The sequence below is a fragment of the Endozoicomonas sp. 4G genome, assembly GCF_023822025.1.
Lineage (GTDB): Bacteria > Pseudomonadota > Gammaproteobacteria > Pseudomonadales > Endozoicomonadaceae > Endozoicomonas_A.
Genome location: NZ_CP082909.1, coordinates 1,180,385 through 1,198,276 on the forward strand (window position 1 = coordinate 1,180,385; position 17,892 = coordinate 1,198,276).

Genomic DNA, 17,892 nt, shown 5'->3' on the forward strand with positions numbered 1-17,892 from the left:
AGCCAGTATGTATTCCTTGGAATCAGCCTGTGTAGACTTTACGGCGGCGGGAGTGGCTTGAAGAAGACTCCCAGAGTATAGGAGTAAGGAGTACTTTCTGCGTGGGAGAATGACCATTTAGGCACATTTTCCCGGAAGTATTTCTCCCAGCCATCCTCGTACAGTTTCATGGTGCGATCCCGGCGTTCACGGAATTGCAGGTAATTTTCCTGTCGAGTCCAGCCATGCATCAGGTTGGTTTCTTTAACGTGGTTTGCATATTCTTCATCTGTTTCATCGAGGTATTGGGGCGTAGCAACGGCAGTACGTTTCACATAGTCCTCGTCTTTTTCACCGACTCCCCGCCAGCGGTTGAGTCTGTCAAGAGCACGGCCCAGGGGGCCGCCCAGCCATTGAGTCAGCATTTTGTTGTCGTTCATAAAGAAGTCGAAAGCCAGTGTCGATGCCAGTACGAGTCCAAAGTTCTGGGCGCGGGTAAACCCGGATACAAGACCGTGGGTGTATGCTCCGACAGTGGCAATCGGACCCAGTACCAGGCCAGCAGTGGCAGAAGCCAGCGTTTTTACTTTTTCCGGTGTTGCCCGATGCAGCAGCGGTACCTGTATTCCTTGTTTGGAAGCCATGGATTTCACGATTTCGGGCACCAGACGGAAAATGCTGCGATACATATGGGGGTTGGCGTTGTACTGTCTGGCAAACAGCGTGGAGCCGGTCTTCAGCAGAATGAATGAGGAAGCCGCTTTGCCGGCAGGCATTACCAGCCCGCCTATTTCAGCGGTTTGTTCAATGACGCTGTGGTAGGCATACTGACTGGTCCGGTCAAGGTCAACATCGTAGCGTTCCAGCCAGTTCTGGAAAGGTGTCAGCATCCGGTGCAGGTAATCACCCCGGTGGGTCAGATCGAGAAGGTAGAGGAATGCCATGTTTGAGAGGGACTGTTCGGCTGCCTGCCAGGCGGTATCGGTTGCCAGTAGCGGTTTGTAGCTGGAGTAGTACCAGGTGACGGCCTGCACCAGAAAGGCCGAAGGCTTGAGCCAGTAATCATGCAACTGGTGCTCAATCGCTGCCGCATGAGCCTGCATCAATGTGCTGTGGATAATCGTGATCAGGTCTGATTCAGACAGGCCCGCGGCATTGGCATAAGGTGTCAGGGTATCCTGGACATTGGTCAGGAACGCTGCCGTCTTGCGGCCATTTTCAAAGGCAATATCGTCAAGAACGTAGTTGGCGATGACCGCCGTTGAATACTCTGTCATACCGGCAATGGATTCCTGCATTGCCATCGGGCCGGTGGCGGTGACGGTCACAGGAGTAAAAGCGCGCTGCATGAACGCCTCAACATCCTGGTCGGATAACAGCTGAACAACAGTTTTGAACCGGGACACATCGACGCCGTGTTTGTAGCCAAGGAAGTGCTCAAATTCAGCCACTGTCTGATAACCATCGACGCCTCTGACAGCCTTCAGGTAGTGCTCAAGTTCACTCTTGCTGATCAGACCTTCAGCCAGTAGATGGATGATTTTGTTACCACTGGCAGAATGGGAGGCCAGGTAGTCCGAGAAGCTTTTCAGGTCCTTTGGTTCATGCCCGACGAAGTGAATGGCGGTTTCCCCCATTCTTTGTATTTCACGGTCGTATTCTTCTGCCCCCTTTCCGATCTGGGCCCTCGCCCGGTCCGCCAGGTTCTGGACTTCTGCCAGAGGGTTCAGAGGTTGTTCTGCTAGCGTTTCGGGCGCGGCTGTTTGCTTGAATTTTTTGAAGACCTCCAGGATCCGTATGGCCTGATCAAAGGTCAGATCGTCTGGGGCCAATGCCTTCAGGCGGATGGAAGCAAACTCATCGTTCAGGTCAAAGGACTGAAGGTCCAGTTTTAACTTACCGCTTTTTTTTGCTGATTCTGCCAGGCCTATCGCCGCTTCCAGAGCTTGTTTTCTAAGCGAGTGACCCTGGGTGAAGGCTTGCATATCGGTCTGTATGTCTGCCTGTTTTGGCGAGTACTGGCAAGGGGTTCCCTCATTTTTGATGTCAGCCTCTGCTGCCTGAAGGGCTTTATTTAACGTCTCTATTTCCGTTTGCTTGACTTCCAGTTCCTTTTTCAGATGGCTCTGTTCCCAGGCCAATTGCAGGATCCTGCCGCCAGTACCATCATCCCCACCCAGTTCCACCAGTTTGGCTTTCAGGGTATTAATCCTTTCTTCATAGTTGTCAGTAGAGCCTGACTTAAGATCCAGATCATCTTCTATGGCTTTAATCGATGTGTCATAGGCCGCCAGAGCTTTTTGTGCTTTTAATGTTTTTTCTTTTTTTTGATTCAGGGCTAAAGCCAGTAACTCTCTCTGGTGCTTAAGTTTGGTGCTATCACTCAAACAGGCGCCTTGGGTATTGTCAATCTCCAGACTTTTAAGCTTGAGTTGCTCTTGTGCCTGCTCTTCTTCAGTCTGAGCATCGCGCAACATCGATTCTTTGAAAGTGCGCTCATGCAGAAATTTCCAACCCCGATCGTACTTTTGCCGGGCTTCAGGCAGCTTGCCGGCAGTAGCTTCCGTGTTGAGATGAATATCTTTCAGTTCATTTTCAGCGATTCTTTTTGCACTTTTGACTCGGGCTAACTCAAGATCAAAAGCGTATCGGGGTTTAGCTCCCAGGCGAGCCACTTGTCTGTCAAGCTCAGCATCAATGGCTGTGATACGCTCATTATTATCAGGCCGACCTATTGTATCTACTCGTTCTAACAGCTGTTCGAGCTTAACTTTAATCAGAAGGATCTGATCTTTGACGGGGGCGTCACTTTCATAGTTCTCAATCTCCAGTTGACGAGCAATTTTATTGTTACTGCTTCTTTTGGCACTTTCATCGATATAGTCTGCCTCTACTTTATCTATCAAGCTCAAAACTCCGTCTTCAAGAGCATACTTCTGATCAGTCAGACTGGCATCTTTCATATATTCCAGTTTTAGCTGTCGAATTAGTTTAGCTTTGACATCCTGGTCTTTTTCACTCAAGTCGATGCCCAGCTCGCTTTCGACCGCTTTAAGCCTTACGTCCTGATAGGCCCGAATTCGGTGATCTGCATCCTCGACATGAAAGTTAAGACGCGCGAGAAGCCTGGCAATTTTTAAATTTTTAGTTTCGTGCTCTGGGCGGATTTCTTCCCAGATCATATAGTCTGCGTCGGTCAGCATTTTCATGGTGACATCGTCGTCTTTCACTAGTTGTGCACGAATTTTGTCAAGTCTTTCTGCGTTGGTATCACCTTCATTGACATTAATCTCGAGTACTTCTTCTACGATTTTCAGTACACGCTGTGCCTCTCCATGAATCTGCTGGCTGATGTCTTTCAAGTCTTTTTTTACTTGCTCAGAAATGATCTGGCGACGGTGATACACATCATTTTCGTTATCCTGGTCATTGATTTTCAGGGCTTTTTCTATGGCACCCAGTTTTTTAAGTACTTCAGGCCTGGCCATGGTTCTGATGCGTTCCAGTTCATTTTCCAGGTATTCAAGCCTGCTGGCCTGGTCTTGAATGGCTTCTTGCCCGGACGACGCTGTCGCTGGGGCGGCAGCTTCAGCATTGTGAGTTTTCCGGGCATCACGAATTTGGTGTTCCAGCACAGAGGTGATTTTGGCTTGCTGCTTAAGAAAGTTTAACTGGTTATACAGCTGTATCATTTCGTTATAAACCTTTGCAAGCTCACGCTCTAATCGCTGACTGACTTGATTTGCTTTCAGTTTATCCAGTTCACTGAAACTTAAGTACGTCATTTCATGTTCTACACCATCTAACTGTTCTCTCAACTGGAGGATATTGGTTTCTTTTGCGTGTAGCGTTTCCAGCTTGCTTTCCAGCTCGATCAGCTGTTCGGTCATGGTGCCAATGATTTTGCTGGTATACTGCTCATCGCTGTCATAAGCATCCCCAGCCACTCCGGTTATCAACGGGGTAAATTTCTGAACAAAGTGCTGGCTAACCAGAAGATTTCTCAGTGCTGGTTTGAAGCTGAAGCATTTTTCGAGTTGAGTCCGTATCCAGTCTGGAGTCATGATCCACGAAGCAAGCCTGATATGTGCTGATTTGAACTCAAATTTATCTAGGGCATCCGGGGTAGCACTCTCCAATGCCTGTTGGAGGGATTCATAGTATGCCAGTGTCTTCAGTTTATCTTTGCTGAGTTGTGCATCGTGCTGTGTTGTCAGTTCAGCAGCAAATTCTTCCAGCAGCGCCATCTGCTTGCTGCGAATGATGTACTGGTAACTTTTGACCCTGTTTGTTTTGATCTCTGTGGTTACCGGGGTGATTTGAGCTCTCTCAATTTGCTCTCTGAAGTCAATGAGACGTTGTACAAAAGCGATATCGGTCGGGTTCTGTTTCTGGCCATGGAAAACAATAACGTCTCCCGGAGCCTCATACACTTCCAGTTTCGGGTAACCCGTGGGTACAGGGTAGGCCTGAGTGTCATCCTTAACGTGGACAACGTAGCCGACGGGTTGATGGTATGACAAGAGTTCATCCAGCACTTCCTGCTGTAGTTCGTTCTCCAGAAAATAAGCCTGGGCATAAGCCGAGGTGGCGGCGGCAAAAAGGGCTTCATCGTTGACAAAAATCGACTGACCCAGACGCTCCGGATCAGGGGGCTGATCGTCGGAAGTGATAAGACGCATGAAGGTACGCCCGTTGACTTCCACGGGGGCTACTTTGACCCTGGCAAGGAAGACATAGTCTTCACTGTCACCAAGCATTCCTGCTCTGTCATTGGCACCGTTCAGCACTCCGGCCAGTTGTTCCGGGCTGGCGACTTTCGTTAACGGTTCTAATGGTTTTACGACGCCTAATTGGTTACGAACAAACTTAATTGAATATTTACTGGTCATTTCTTTTCTGATTTCAATGAACAGTCCGCCTTCTTCAAGGTTATGGGTGAATCTGAAGACGTTCTCATCGCCTACTTTCAGGACTTTGGTGTATTGCTTTGCAACACCATTCTCATCTGTTTTGAACAGGTCAATACTGGAAACACTGTTGTCGACCTCAGAAAGCACATCTGTGAAGCCTTTAGAAGGAGCGTCATAGCCCTCTGTGGCTGGAGCCTGACCAGGGTAAGTGGTGGTAAAAGAGTGAGGGATGGGTTGCTGATTATCATCTAAGGTAGGCCGAACGACGACCTCACTCCGGATATATTCGACACGTCCCTTGCCCTGAAAAACCACAGACTGTGTCTGCAGTTTACACTCGGCCAGTGTTTGTGTAGCAATGATAAAAGAGCCAATAGCAACGGCTATTGCAATTAATGCCTTGGGGCGAGCATTGATCATGGTGCGGGGGTGGCCGTTGTTGTCATTTGTAGAAGACTCCCAGAGCGTAGGAGTAAGGAACACTCTCTGCGTGGGAGAATGACCATTTAGGCACATTTTCCCGGAAGTATTTCTCCCAGCCATTCTCGTATAGTGTCATGGTGCGATCCCGGCGTTCGCGGAATTGCAGGTAATTTTCCTGTCGAGTCCAGCCAAGCATCATGTTGGTTGCTTGAACACGGGCCGCATAGGCATCATCCGTTTCATCGAAGCGTTGAGGCATGGCAACGGCAGTACGTTTCACAAAGTCCTCGTCTTTTTCACCGGCTCCCCACCAGCGGCTGAGCTTGTCAAGACTACGGCCCAGGGGGCCGCCCAGCCATTGAGTGAGCATCTTGTTGTCGTTCATAAAGAAGTCGAAAGCAAGCGTCGACGTCAGGACAAGTCCGAAGTTCTGGGCGCGGGTAAGCCCGGATACAAGACCGTGGGTGTATGCTCCGACAGTGGCAACCGGGCCCAGTACCAGGCCAGCAGTGGCAGAAGCCAGTGTTTTTACTTTTTCCGGTGTTGCCCGATGCAGCAGCGGTACCTGTATTCCTTGTCTGCAAGCCATGGATTTCACGATTTCGGGCACCAGACGGAAAATGCTGCGATACATATGGGGGTTGGCGCTGTGCTGTCTGGCAAACAGCCCGGAGCCGGTTTTCAGCAGAATGACCGAGGAAGCCGCTTTGCCGGCAGGCATGGCCAGCCCGCCTAGTTCAGAGATTTGTTCAATGCTGCTGTGATAGGCATATTGCCCGGTCCGGTCAAGGTCAGCATGGTAGCGTTCCAGCCAGTTCTGAAAAGGTGTCAGCATCCGGTGCAGGTAATCACCCCGGTTGGTCAGATCCAGAAGATAAAGGAATGCCATGTTTGAGAGGGACTGTTTGCTTGCCTGCCAGGCGGTATCGATTGCCAGTAGCGGCTTGTAGCTGGTGTAGTACCAGGTGACGGCCTGTACCAGGAAGGCTGAAGGCTTGAGCCAGTAATCATTCAACTGGTGCTCAACCGCTGCTGCGTGAGCCTGCATCAATGTGCTGTGGATAATTGTGATCAGGTCCGATTCAGCTAGGCCAGCGGCATTGGCATAAGGTGTCAGGGTATCCTGGATATTGGTCAGGAACGCTGCCGTCTTGCGGCCATTGTCAAAGGCGATATCGTCAAGAACGTAGTTAGCGATGACCGCCGTTGAATACTCTTTCATACCGGCAATCGATTCCTGCATGGCTATTGGGCCAGTAGCGGTGACGGTCACAGGAGTAAAGGCTCGCTGCATGAACGCCTCAGCATCCTTGTCGGACAACATCCGCACAGTCATCTTGAACCGGGGCATATTAACGCCGTGTTTGTAAACAAGGAAGTGCTCAAACTCAGCCACTACCTGATAACCATCGACACCTCTGACGGCCTTCATGTAGTTCTCAAGTTCAACCTTGCTGATCAGACCCTCAGCCAGTAACTGGATGATTTTGTTGCCATTGGCAGAATGGCTGGCCAGGTAGTCCGAGAAGCTTTTCAGGTCCTTTGGTTCATGCTCGACGAAGTTAATGGCGGTTTCCCCCATACTCCGTATTTCAAGGTCGTATTGTTCTGCCCCCTTTCCGATCTGAACCCTCGCCCGGTCTGCCAGGTTCTGGACTTCCTCCAGAGGGTTCAGAGGTTGCTCTGCTACTGTTTCGGGCGCGGCTGTGTGCTTGAATTTTTTGAAGACTTCCACGATCCGTATGGCCTGATCAAAGCTCAGGTCGTCTCCGACCAATCCCTTCAGGCGAACGGGAGCAAATTCATCGTCAAGGTTAAAAAACCGAAGGTCCAGTCTTAGCTTACCGTTTTTTTCTGCTGATTCTGCCAGACCTATTACGGCATTCAGAGTTTGTTGCTTGAGAGAGTCACCCTGCGTGAAGGCTTGTATCTCAGTCCGTATGTCTGCCTGTTTTGGCGAGTACTGGTAAGGGCCTCCCTCATTTTCGATGTCAGCCTCTGCTGCCTGAAGGGCTTTATTTAACGCCTCTATTTCCGTTTGCTTGGCTTCCAGTTCCCTTTTCAGACGGCTCTTCTCCTGGGTCAGTTCCAGGATCCTGCCGCCAGTACCATCATTCCCACCCAGTTCCAGCAGTGCGGCTCTCACGGTATTAATTCGGTTGTCATTGATGTCAGTCGAGTCTGGTTTAAGGTGCAGATCATCTTCTATAGCCTTAATCGTTGCGTCATGGGCCTGCAGATCTTTTTGTGCGGCTGATGTCATTTCTTTTTTCTGATTCAGGATTAAAGTCAGTACCTCTCTCTGATGATTAAGTTTGGTGATATCGTCCACACTGGAGTCTTCGATATTGCCAAAATCCTGGTTTTTAAGCTTCAGTTGGTTTTGTGCCTGCTCTTCTTCAGCCTGAGCATTGTGCAACAGTGCTTCTTTGAGAGTGCGCTCACCCAGAAATTTCATACCCCGATCGTACTTTTGTCGGGCTTCAGGCAGCTTGCCCGATCCGTAATCGACTTCATCCCTGCCAACAAAGCTTCTGACAATGACATTAAATAAATCCTCTGCTGTCAGGCTGTCCGGGTCACCCTCAACATAGATTCTCAGTTCCGGGGTGGCATCTATGAGCCTGTCAACGACCTGATCCGGGCTTTCTGAGCCTTTATTCCGAATAAAGTCTCTGATGTCGTCTACCCGCTCTGAAGTGGTTTGTTCATCGTCCGATGTCAGCTCGAATTCAGCCTGAATTTGTTTTAATACCTGATCAAGCTTTGTCTCGCCTTCATCGATGACAGCCCTGGCGTCGGTAGAGTCCGTGTCGAGATGAATATCATTCAGTTTTTGGTGAAGATCATCCAACTCATTTTTAGCGGTTCGTTTTGCACTTTTGACTCGGTTTAACTCACGATCAAGCGTGTATCGGGGTTTAGCTCCCAGGCCAGCTACTTGTCTGTCAAGCTCAGCATTAATGGCTGTGATACGCTCATTAGTATCGGGCTGACCTATTGTTTTATCCGGGTCGATGCCCAGCGCGCTTTCTAACGCTTTAAGCGTTGCGTCCTGTTGTTTCAGGACTCGGTTATCTGCGTCCTCGACATAAAAGGCAAGATGCTCGAGAAGCTTGGTCAGTTTTTCTATTTTAGTTTCGTGCTCAAGTGGGGGGATTTCTTCCCAGAGGATAGTTTCTTTGTCAGTCAGCATTTTTATGGTGGCATCACCATCCTTCTCAACCTGTGCACGAACTTTGTTAAGTCGTTCCAAGTTAGTGTCACCTTCATTGACCTTGATCTCGAGTGCTTCCTCTGCGGCTTTCAGTACACGCTGCGCCTCTTCATGAATCTGTTGACTGGTTTCTTCCATGGTTCTTTGTACTTGTTCAAAAATGATCTGGCGACGGAGATATACGTCATTGGCGTTATCCTGGTCATCGATCTTCAGAACTTTTTCTACGGCATCCAGTGCCTCAAGTACTTCAGGTCTGGTGATGGCGTTGGGTGTTCTGATGCGTTCCAGTTCCTCTTCCAAATATTTAAACCTGCTGGCTTTCTTACGAACGGCTTCTAGCAGTTGCCGCCGGTCTTTAATACGTTTGACCTCATCCAGTTCCAGACCATAAACCTTGGCCAGAACTGCATGCAAGAGTAGGTAGTCAACCCCGTCGATATTGCTTTTGGCTAACGGCTCATGTAGATCCTCAACCCCAGGTCTTTGATTAAGCTCTGTTTCTTCGCCCTGAGTACTCTGTGTGTCAGGCTTTTGAAGCTGGGCCTCTTCATAGGCATCCTGCATCAGGATTTCCCATCGCTGAATATCGGCTTCCTTCATGGCCTTAACCAGAGTTTTCTGCTGAGTTTCAATATCTGCATCGCTATCCAGTTCCTCAATATTTAATTGTGAGGCGATGGCTGCAAAGCGAGCTTTGATTTCATCTTCCCCTGTGCCGGAGGTTAGTTTCTGGATGAACTTTTCTCTCAGAGGTAGAAAGCTAGATTGAACGGCCTGTAGGCGAGCTTCCATATTTTCTGGGTCATCCGGGGTCAGGCCAAGGCGACGCTCAACGATAGCGAGCGCCTTTTTTTGCAGCGATGCGTTTAACGGGTCTGGAAAGGTATACAGATATTCCAGCATAGTTTTTTTCGTATTCTCTTCAATAGTCGGGTTGTTTACATCGAGTTGAACCATAGCAATCTCGGCTTCAATACATGCCAGAACAAACTCTTCAGCTTTTTTCAAAGACTGTGCATCCGTGAAACCATCTTTGAATATTTCATTAATCCGGCCCTTTATGATCCTGTCCTGATCTTCTGGAGCCATGGTTTCATCCCAGTCAGGAATGCCAAGGTATTTTGCAAGTTCAGCGTTTCTGGTATTTCTGGCAGCAAGCACTTGTTGTTTCAGCATTGGAATCTGTTCGGCTTCCCGCTGAAGGTTGTTTACCCGATTTTCCAGATCTTCCCGTTCAGTACTCACTTCCATAAGCTCAAGCTCTGCTGTTGCGTAGAGTCGTTTTATTCTGGTCAGCTCTTCTTTATTGTCATTGGCTTTCTGCGCCTCAAGCTCTATCTGACGTTTAAGATCGAAGATTTTGACTTCTTTTTTCCGAGCTGCTTCCAGCTCGTATTCCATCTCAATCAGCTGTCTGGTCAGGGTGCCAATGACATTGCGGGTAAACTTTTCATCGCTGCTATCAACATCCCCGGCGACTGCGGTTACCAGAGGTGTAAATTTCTGAGAAAAATGCTCGCTGGCCAGAAGTTCTCTCAGTGCTGGTTTGAAGCTGAAGTATTTTTGGAGTTGAGTACGCATCCACTGTGGAGTGATGATCCACGAAGTAAAATCGATGTGTGATGGTCTCAACTCAAATACCTCTTCTGTTTCTGGAGTCGCACTTTCCAGCGCCTGCTGGAGCGATTCATAGTATGCCAGTGCCCTCAGTTTATCTTCGCTGAATTCAGCGTCTTGCTGTGCAGTCAGTTCAGCAGCAAATTCTTCCAGCAGCGCCAGCTGCTTGCTGCGAATGATGTACTGGTAACTTTTGACTTTATCTGTTTTTATCTGTGCTGTTAGTGGGATGGGATCATCACTCTCATCTGGCTCTCCGAGGCTAATGAGGTTTTGTACAAAAGCGATATCGGCCGGGTTCTGCTTCTGTCCGTGGAAGACAATAATCTCTCCCGGATCCTCATACACTTCCAGTTTCGGGTAACCGGCAGGCACAGGATAAGCCTGTGTGTCATCCTCAACGTGGACAACGTAGCCGACGGGCTTGTGGTAAGACAACAGGTCATTCAGGGCTCCCTGTTGTATGTCGTTTCCCAGAATATGAACCTGAATGTAGGCAGAGGTGGCTGCTGCCAAAAGGGCCTCATCATTAACAAAGATCGATTGCCCCAGGCTGTTCAGTTCAGGGGGCTGATCACCGGCAGCGATAAGACGCATGAAGGTGCGACCGTTCACTTCAACGGGCTCTACCTCAATGGTGGCAAGGACATCATAGTAATGACATGCACTAAGGCTTTCTGCTCTTTGATAAGCACCTCTGAGCACGCCAGCCAGTTGTTCGGGGTTGGCGATTTTCGTTAGCGGTTCTAATTGCAGGTTGTCACCTAATTGAGCACGAACAGCCTCAACGGAATCGGGATGGGTCATTTCTTTCAGGACTTCGATGAGCAGCTTGTTGCCTTTAAGGTAATGGGTGAACCTGAAGACCTCCTCATTACTGACTTTTAGGAGTTTGACGTATTCCCAGGCAGAACCATCGTCGTATGTTTGAAACTGATCAACACTGGAGACACCACCGGCAATGCCAGAAAGGACGTCTGTAAAGCCTTCGGAAGGAACCTGGTAGCCTGCTCTGGCCTCACTCTGATCAGGGTAGGTAGTTGTAAAAGATTTGGGTACGGGTTGTTGGTCATCACCTGAAGTTGGCTTAACGGCGGACTCGCTCTGGGTATACTCTGCATATTCCCTCTTTGGAATATCAACAGACCTTGTCTGAATCTTGCGATCGGCCAGTGTCTGTGTAGCAATCATTGAGGAGCTGATTGCAACGGTCACTGCAAGGCTCAAAGCATTGGGGCGGGTACAGATCATTCTACTACCTCAGAGCTGAGTGCTTTTATTACTGAGGAAAGCCATTGCTGCTAGTTGCTGACGGCTGTTCCAGTATGCTGTTGAGAGAATTTTTAAGTACCCAAAACTTTTAGCAGTTAAATGGAGAGCTGCAAGTTCAAGAGGCTAAATATCTGAATTCTGATGGGATAAGCGTTGGTGAGGTGCAAGAAAAAAGTCGACAGGGGGAGTGTCGACTTTTTGATTAGGCCGCAGCAGCATCAGGCCGCGGCAGAAGTCCCGGTATACTGATTTCTTAATTCTTCGATCTTCTGCAGATAGCCGTTGTATTCAGGGGAACCGTCGTGTGAGTAATTGAGGTTCTTGAACAGGCCGGTCAGTTTCACGAAGTAGTCACGGGCGATTTCTTTATCCTTAAAGGTGTACTGCTGATTGATCAGGCTGACCACCAGTTCAAAGCAGGCCTGCTGGCGGCTCAGTGGGCAACTGCTGTCAACGTCATCAAAGGCATCCTGTTGCAGGTAGACCATATCCAGGAAGAACGATTTCTGGAAAGTGACGTAATCTTCCAGAGTAATACCTTCTTCCCCGGTCACCTGCATCATCTGGTTAATGCTGTCACCTTTGACCAGCAGGGCCTGCATCTCCTTAACGGTATCTACCCAGTCATGAGACAGGTTGTTGCTGTACCATTGGGATAACTGATCCAGGTAGCGGGACCAGGAGATCAGTGGATCAATAGCAGGGTAGAAACGTTTGTAAGCGCGGTCGTACGACAGGCCCAGGAAAGTTTTGACCGTACTCAGGGTGGCCTGAGTCACGGGTTCCTCGAAGTTACCACCGGCAGGGGATACCGAGCCCACCAGGGTTAGAGAACCTTCGTCGCCTTCTTCGTTACGAATGACACCGCAACGCTCGTAGACGCCTTTAATGGCAGAGTCCATGTAGGCCGGGAAACCTTCTTCACCGGGAATTTCTTCCAGCCGGTTGGACGTCTCACGCATGGCCTGGGCCCAGCGGGAAGTGGAGTCTGCCAGAGCGAGGACGTGGTAGCCCATTTGGCGGTAGTACTCACCCAGTGTCAGACCGGTGTAGATAGAAGCTTCACGGGCGGCTACCGGCATGGATGAGGTGTTGCAGATGATAACGGTACGGTCGATAAGGGAGCCGCCAGTGGTTGGGTCTTGCAGGTGTGGAAACTCTTCAATGGTTTCTACTACCTCACCGGCACGTTCACCACAGGCTGTGACGATGACAATGTCGGCATCGCAGTAGCGGGAGAAAGAGTGTTGCAGTACGGTTTTACCAGAACCGAATGGGCCGGGGATACAACCGGTGCCACCCCGGGCAATGGGGAAAAAAGTGTCCACGATTCTCTGGGTAGTGACCAGCGGAGTATCAGGATACTGACGTTCAGTTTTACCTTTTCTGGACAGGGTTTCAGAAATGGAGTGACGTACCGGCCATCGCTGGACCATGGTCAGATCGATCTGGGCACCCTGCTGGTTGCGTACTTTGGCCACCACGGTGTCAACGCTGAAGGAGCCTTCCTGAATCCAGGTCACTTCCACTTCACCTTCGGTGTTAAAAGGAATCATGATCCTGTGGGTAAAACGACCTTCCGGGACGGTGCCAAAGGTTTCACCGGCGTGCAGTTTGTCGCCAATCTTGGCGACTGCCGTAAAGGCCCAGCTCTGACTGCGATCAAGGGCGTCAATCTGAACACCGCGCTGCAGGAATTTACCGTGCAGGGCGGCCAGCCTTTCCAGGGGGTTTTGCAAACCATCGTAGATCATGGAAAGAATGCCAGGGCCCAGCTCCAGAGAGAGCAGCTGCCCGGTCTGGATAATGGCATCACCTACTGCCACTCCCCGGGTATCTTCGTAGACCTGAATGTCAGCAATATCGCCGCGAACTCTGAGGACTTCCGCCATCAGTTGCTCCTCCACCTGCTCATTGGCACGGCGGCTGGGCATCACGTAGACGACTTCGTTTTTGGTCAGTGGCTTACTGCCCAGACTCCTGATGGTGATGATATCACCCATCACGGCAACGACCCGGGCTGAAGCCTGTTGTTCCGGTTCTGTGTTTGTCTGTTCACTCATAAGTTTGTTCCAAAGGCTGTTCCCGGCAACCGGTTGATAAAGTCACCCAGCGCCCGGTCGGTCAATTCGTTAAAGCGTTCCAATGCCTGCTCACCGTCGTAAGTCGTCCAGCGGGCGACCAGGTTCCAGCGCAGTATGTAGATCACGACCGCTTCAAAGTCGAAGCTGTGCTGTCTGCCAGCGTCGTCCAATCGCCGCCATACGGCTTCCAGCAGGGTTTTCTCCAGAGTGAGATAATCCTGCCTGTTCAGGCAATCAATGGCCTGTGGAATCCACGGGAAGGCGTGCTGAAGGCCCAGTGTCGGATGGCTCCAGTTGCGGCGAATGTAGGCATAGCGGGTACCAAAGCTCCATTGAGGATCGCCCGGTGCCTGCCTGCCCTGTCTTTTACGACGCAGTGCTGCCATGACGGTTCTCATGTCCAGCCGCCAGTTGACCAGGTCCCGCAGCGTCTGGCTGGGAAGCTCCCCGTGCAGGCGGGCGGCCAGTTTGATCAGGGCGGTCTCGTCGACATTATCGCCCAGATGGCTCCAGTGCATCAGCTGCTCCACCTTGACCAGGGTGTCCTGGTCTTCCTGGTTCAGCATGGAGAGGCGTCGATCCAGTTGCAGACGTGAGATCGGGGTGATCTTGCTGTCAAACAGCGAATCAATGTGGGGCAGCGAAGTCACCAGAGTGTAATAGGCATGGTCTGCCATTTCATTCTCCCAAAAAGTCAGGAGTCTTCAGTCCTGACTGTTAACTTCCAACACTTGACTCATTACTTGACGATGCCTTCCAGCAACGCCCGGAAGCGAGGCTGAAGGTGTCTCAGCAGAACCGCAGTGACGGTTTTGTCGCTCAGTTCTACTTCGATCTTTTTGTCGTGCAGACGCAGTTTGATACCGCTCTGGGTTGTCTGGCCAACCGAGAAGGTCACACCTTCCTGTAGCATTTCAGCGGCCTGGCCGGTGACGAAGTCCAGCAGAGGACCCTGTTTAACCAGGTCAGGAGGATCACGGAGTTCATCAACACCGACCACCCTGCGTGGCAGAATGACTTCCAGATGTTTCTCGCTGTGCAGGTTGTTTTCGCCTGCCACTTCAAGAATCATCTGCTTGAGCACTTCTTCTTGCTCCAGGGAGTTACTGACCAGGGCACCGATCTGTCCGGAGAATTTTTCCAGCAGGTAGTCTTTCAGTTCCAGTACGGCATTTCGTTCCGCCAGTTGCAGGGCTTCCTGACCGGCTTTGGTGATAAAGTCCGCTTCTTCCCGGGCCTTGCTGACGATGGTGTCGGCCTTGGCCTGGGCTTCGCGAATCAGAATGGCGGCATTGGCTTCGGCTTCTCTGACAATCCGGTCAGCCTGGTTACGACCGTCCTGTACGCCCTGGTCACGTAGTTTTTCGATCAGCTCCTGGACGCCAACAGAGACGTTCTGGCCGCCAGGATTGATTGCTGCTGTCATAATGTATTCCTCTGGTTAACGGTCTACCGTTCACTGTTTACAGCCCACTCAGGCCACAATCTGCTGACCCAGAACCAGGGCAAATACGAACGCGAATACCGCAAAGCCTTCAACGATTGCAGCAGGGGCAATGGACAGGCCAAAGACTTCAGGTTTGTTTTTGGAGGCATTGATGCAGGCGGCCACCGCCTGACCCTGGTAGATGGCAGAGTACATCAGGGCAATGCCGGTCAGCAGGCCAATACCCAGCAGACCAGGAGCACTGTTGCCGGAAACACCGATACCGCTGAGAGTGAACATGATCACGATGCCGTAAATAACCTGGGAAGAAGGCATAGCGGACAGACCGATGAATTTACCGTAACCACTTTCAACATCCAGCATCGCGCCGCAGGCTGCCTGACCAGCGACTGAGCAGCCGATGGCTGAACCTACGGCTCCCAGTGCAACGGGTGCAAAGACGCCTATCCAGCCCAGGGCCAAGATCAGATTTTCCATGGTTAATCCTCTTGTTTTCTAAAAGATTTGAATGGGTAGCCCTCGTCGGACAAACCCCAGTTAACGAATTCAATAACATTGAGGCGCATGCCGTGTACGACACCGCTCATAATGCAAAGGGCAAAGTTGAGTGCGTGTCCCAGCAGTAGAATCAGACCGCTGAACAGAACCCCGATGACCGGGCTGGAGTCCAGGGCATCCACAGCCAGAGTGTTGAAGGTGATGGCCAGGGAGGCACCAGAAAGACCCAGGGCAAACAAACGCATGTAACTCAGCACGTCACCGAACGCGGAAGTGATGTTATAAACCGCTTTCAGCCCGTCCAGACCTCTCAGGCACAGACTGCCGATGGAGCGAACCGGTCGGGTACTGGTGAACAGGAACACCAGCAAAGCACCGACTATCAAACCCGCAGGTCCAACCTTATTGGCAAAAACAGCCGACAGGGTATGGGTCATGCCCAGCCAGATTGATAAACCCGACCCCATAATAATGGCCCAGCCGATCGGGGCGAGGGCGTAGCTGCTCCTTCGATTGACCACTGCCGTCATAATGTTAGCAATGATCAAATGCGTTACACCCACAAAGACGGACAGTTTCATCATGGCGTTGTAATCATTCAGGTCGATCAGGGCCATGTGTCCGAGAAGACCTCCCGAGCCCGGCGCGACACCAAAGTAACTGCCTACCAGAACACCCCAGACGACACCGGCGGCTGACATAAAGTAAGCCAGGTTCATCAGCCGGGAACCGGCCTCGGTTTTTTTCAGAGTCTTGCGGAACAGGAACACGATGCCGCCAAACAGCAGGCTGTACATGGCGTCGCTCATGATCATGGCGAAGAACAGTGAGAACGAGTAAAAGACCAGGTTGCCCGGATCCCAGGTACGGTAGTTTGGCGTCTGGAAAAAGCCCAGTGCGTCCGCACCGCCACCCACGCTGTCGGATTTTTCCAGCAGGGTAGGGGGGTTGTCTTGTTCAGAGGGTTCTTCGAAGAGCGCGGCGAGGTTGTTTTCCAGACAGAAAGCGGCCACGGCTTTTTTTTCCGATACCGCTACCCAGCCCTGAACCAGAAAGAAGGTTTCCTCATCCTGGGTGCCACTGGTGGCTTCTTCCAGGGCCGCCTTATCCTGTCTGGCGGCAACCGCCTGACCCAGCAGATAGCTCCAGCGGGTTAACGCTTCACGCTCCGCCAGCAGTTCTTCCAGCAGCTGTTCAGATTCTTCCAGTTCCATTTCCAGCCTCGAAAGAGGCACCATGCCGATATGGGAGCGAGGGACTGACAACAGGTCTTCGGCTGGTTCATCGCTGGCAATAACGATGACATAAGCTTCGCGGGAATCCCTGTGAATCTCTTCCCAGGGCAGGTCATGTTGTTTCAGAACCTCGCAGAGGGTCTCCATTTCTCCCAAGGGAACCACATAGAACCAGAAACGCTGGCCACCCAGGTCGGACAGCGTGGGAAAGCAGAATTCCCCCCACGGACGAACTTCACGGATACGCTCAGTCAGTTTGTCACGGGCGTCGGACAGCTCCCGAACAGAAGCCTTGTTGTCCAGAACCTCGGCAACGATCTGGTCAATACAGGCCTGTTTTTTGTCTTTGAGCTGTCGACGGGTACGGGGTGAACGTTCCAGCCAGGCCAGGGCTTCGCTGGCCTGTGCGGGCTGCATACGCAGGCTTTGATCGACGGTGTTGTCGGACAGTGGAATCAGATGCATGCATCCCAGCGCCTGAAGTCCCTTAAGCACTTTGGTTTTTTCTGCTTCAGGTCCGTACAGGGTCAGTTTGTTCAGTCGTTTAATGGCCATTGAAGTCTACCTCCCCAGCTGCCTGTTCCCGGACCTTGGCCATTCTTGCTTCCTGGGCCAGCACTTTACCCTTGGAGAGCTTGGCGTTCATGACATTGGCGCGATCCTGGTCCGACAGGTAGATCTGGATTTTCTGGATACTTTTTTGAGTCTGCGGAATCAGTACCTTGGAGAATAGATTGACCCTCTGGGATGTCGTCCGGGTGGCCTTGTCCAGTGCTTTATAGCGCAGCACGCGCACCTGGTATTCAATACGCAGGCGTACCATCTGCTGAAGCTGTTCAACCAGAAAGTCGACCCAGACTGGCTTGGCCAGGTCACTGTAGGGTTTCACGCTGGTGGCGATATTCTTGACTCTGGGCACAGCGGTACCGACGATATTCTCATCGATCAGGGTGATGTTGGTGACTCTCACCAGTTCTTCTACAGGCACGTCTTCACGGGCCAGCATCGGCAGCTGTTCCCTGACCAGACGCTCGATGTCCACCAGTTGGGACTGGGTTTCTGCCAGCGCCTCTTCGGCCTTTTTCCGCTCAGCCATCAATTGCTGGCGCTTCAACTCCAGAGCCGGCAGATAACGGTTGTAAGTCTTAAGGCTGCGCTTCTCTTTGTTCAGCGAGCTTTTGTTGAGGGCTACCTTGGCCATGGT

8 protein-coding genes are annotated in these 17,892 nt (G+C 51.1%); all 8 read right to left on the reverse strand.

Annotated elements, in window-relative coordinates; translation table 11 throughout:
- Positions 1 to 38: 38 nt before the first annotated feature.
- Positions 39 to 5,375 (reverse strand): hypothetical protein, encoded by a 5,337-nt coding sequence (locus K7B67_RS04380; protein WP_252179155.1) that lies wholly within the window; start codon positions 5,373 to 5,375, stop codon positions 39 to 41.
- Positions 5,335 to 11,403 (reverse strand): hypothetical protein, encoded by a 6,069-nt coding sequence (locus K7B67_RS04385; RefSeq protein ID WP_252179156.1) that lies wholly within the window; start codon positions 11,401 to 11,403, stop codon positions 5,335 to 5,337. The genes K7B67_RS04380 and K7B67_RS04385 overlap by 41 nt, the downstream gene beginning before the upstream one ends.
- 239 nt (positions 11,404 to 11,642) lie before the next feature.
- On the reverse strand, positions 11,643 to 13,487 hold the full coding sequence (locus K7B67_RS04390; protein ID WP_252179157.1) for a V-type ATP synthase subunit A: 1,845 nt from the start codon (positions 13,485 to 13,487) through the stop codon (positions 11,643 to 11,645).
- Positions 13,484 to 14,185, reverse strand: coding sequence for a DUF2764 family protein (locus tag K7B67_RS04395; protein WP_252179158.1), 702 nt, complete (start codon positions 14,183 to 14,185; stop codon positions 13,484 to 13,486). The genes K7B67_RS04390 and K7B67_RS04395 overlap by 4 nt, the downstream gene beginning before the upstream one ends.
- A gap of 62 nt (positions 14,186 to 14,247) precedes the next feature.
- Positions 14,248 to 14,934 carry a hypothetical protein gene (locus tag K7B67_RS04400; RefSeq protein WP_252179159.1) on the reverse strand — a complete coding sequence of 229 codons (687 nt, stop codon included), beginning with the start codon at positions 14,932 to 14,934 and terminating at the stop codon, positions 14,248 to 14,250.
- Positions 14,935 to 14,982: 48 nt separating this feature from the next.
- Positions 14,983 to 15,432, reverse strand: a complete 450-nt coding sequence (locus K7B67_RS04405) for an ATP synthase subunit C (RefSeq protein ID WP_252179160.1) — start codon at positions 15,430 to 15,432, stop codon at positions 14,983 to 14,985.
- Between the two features lie 2 nt (positions 15,433 to 15,434).
- Positions 15,435 to 17,243, reverse strand: coding sequence for a V-type ATP synthase subunit I (locus tag K7B67_RS04410; RefSeq protein ID WP_252179161.1), 1,809 nt, complete (start codon positions 17,241 to 17,243; stop codon positions 15,435 to 15,437).
- The gene (locus K7B67_RS04415) at positions 17,233 to 17,889 is read right to left on the reverse strand and encodes a V-type ATP synthase subunit D (protein ID WP_252179162.1); all 657 of its coding nucleotides are present in this window, start codon (positions 17,887 to 17,889) and stop codon (positions 17,233 to 17,235) included. Before K7B67_RS04415 ends, K7B67_RS04410 begins: the two co-directional genes overlap by 11 nt.
- Positions 17,890 to 17,892 lie beyond the last annotated feature (3 nt).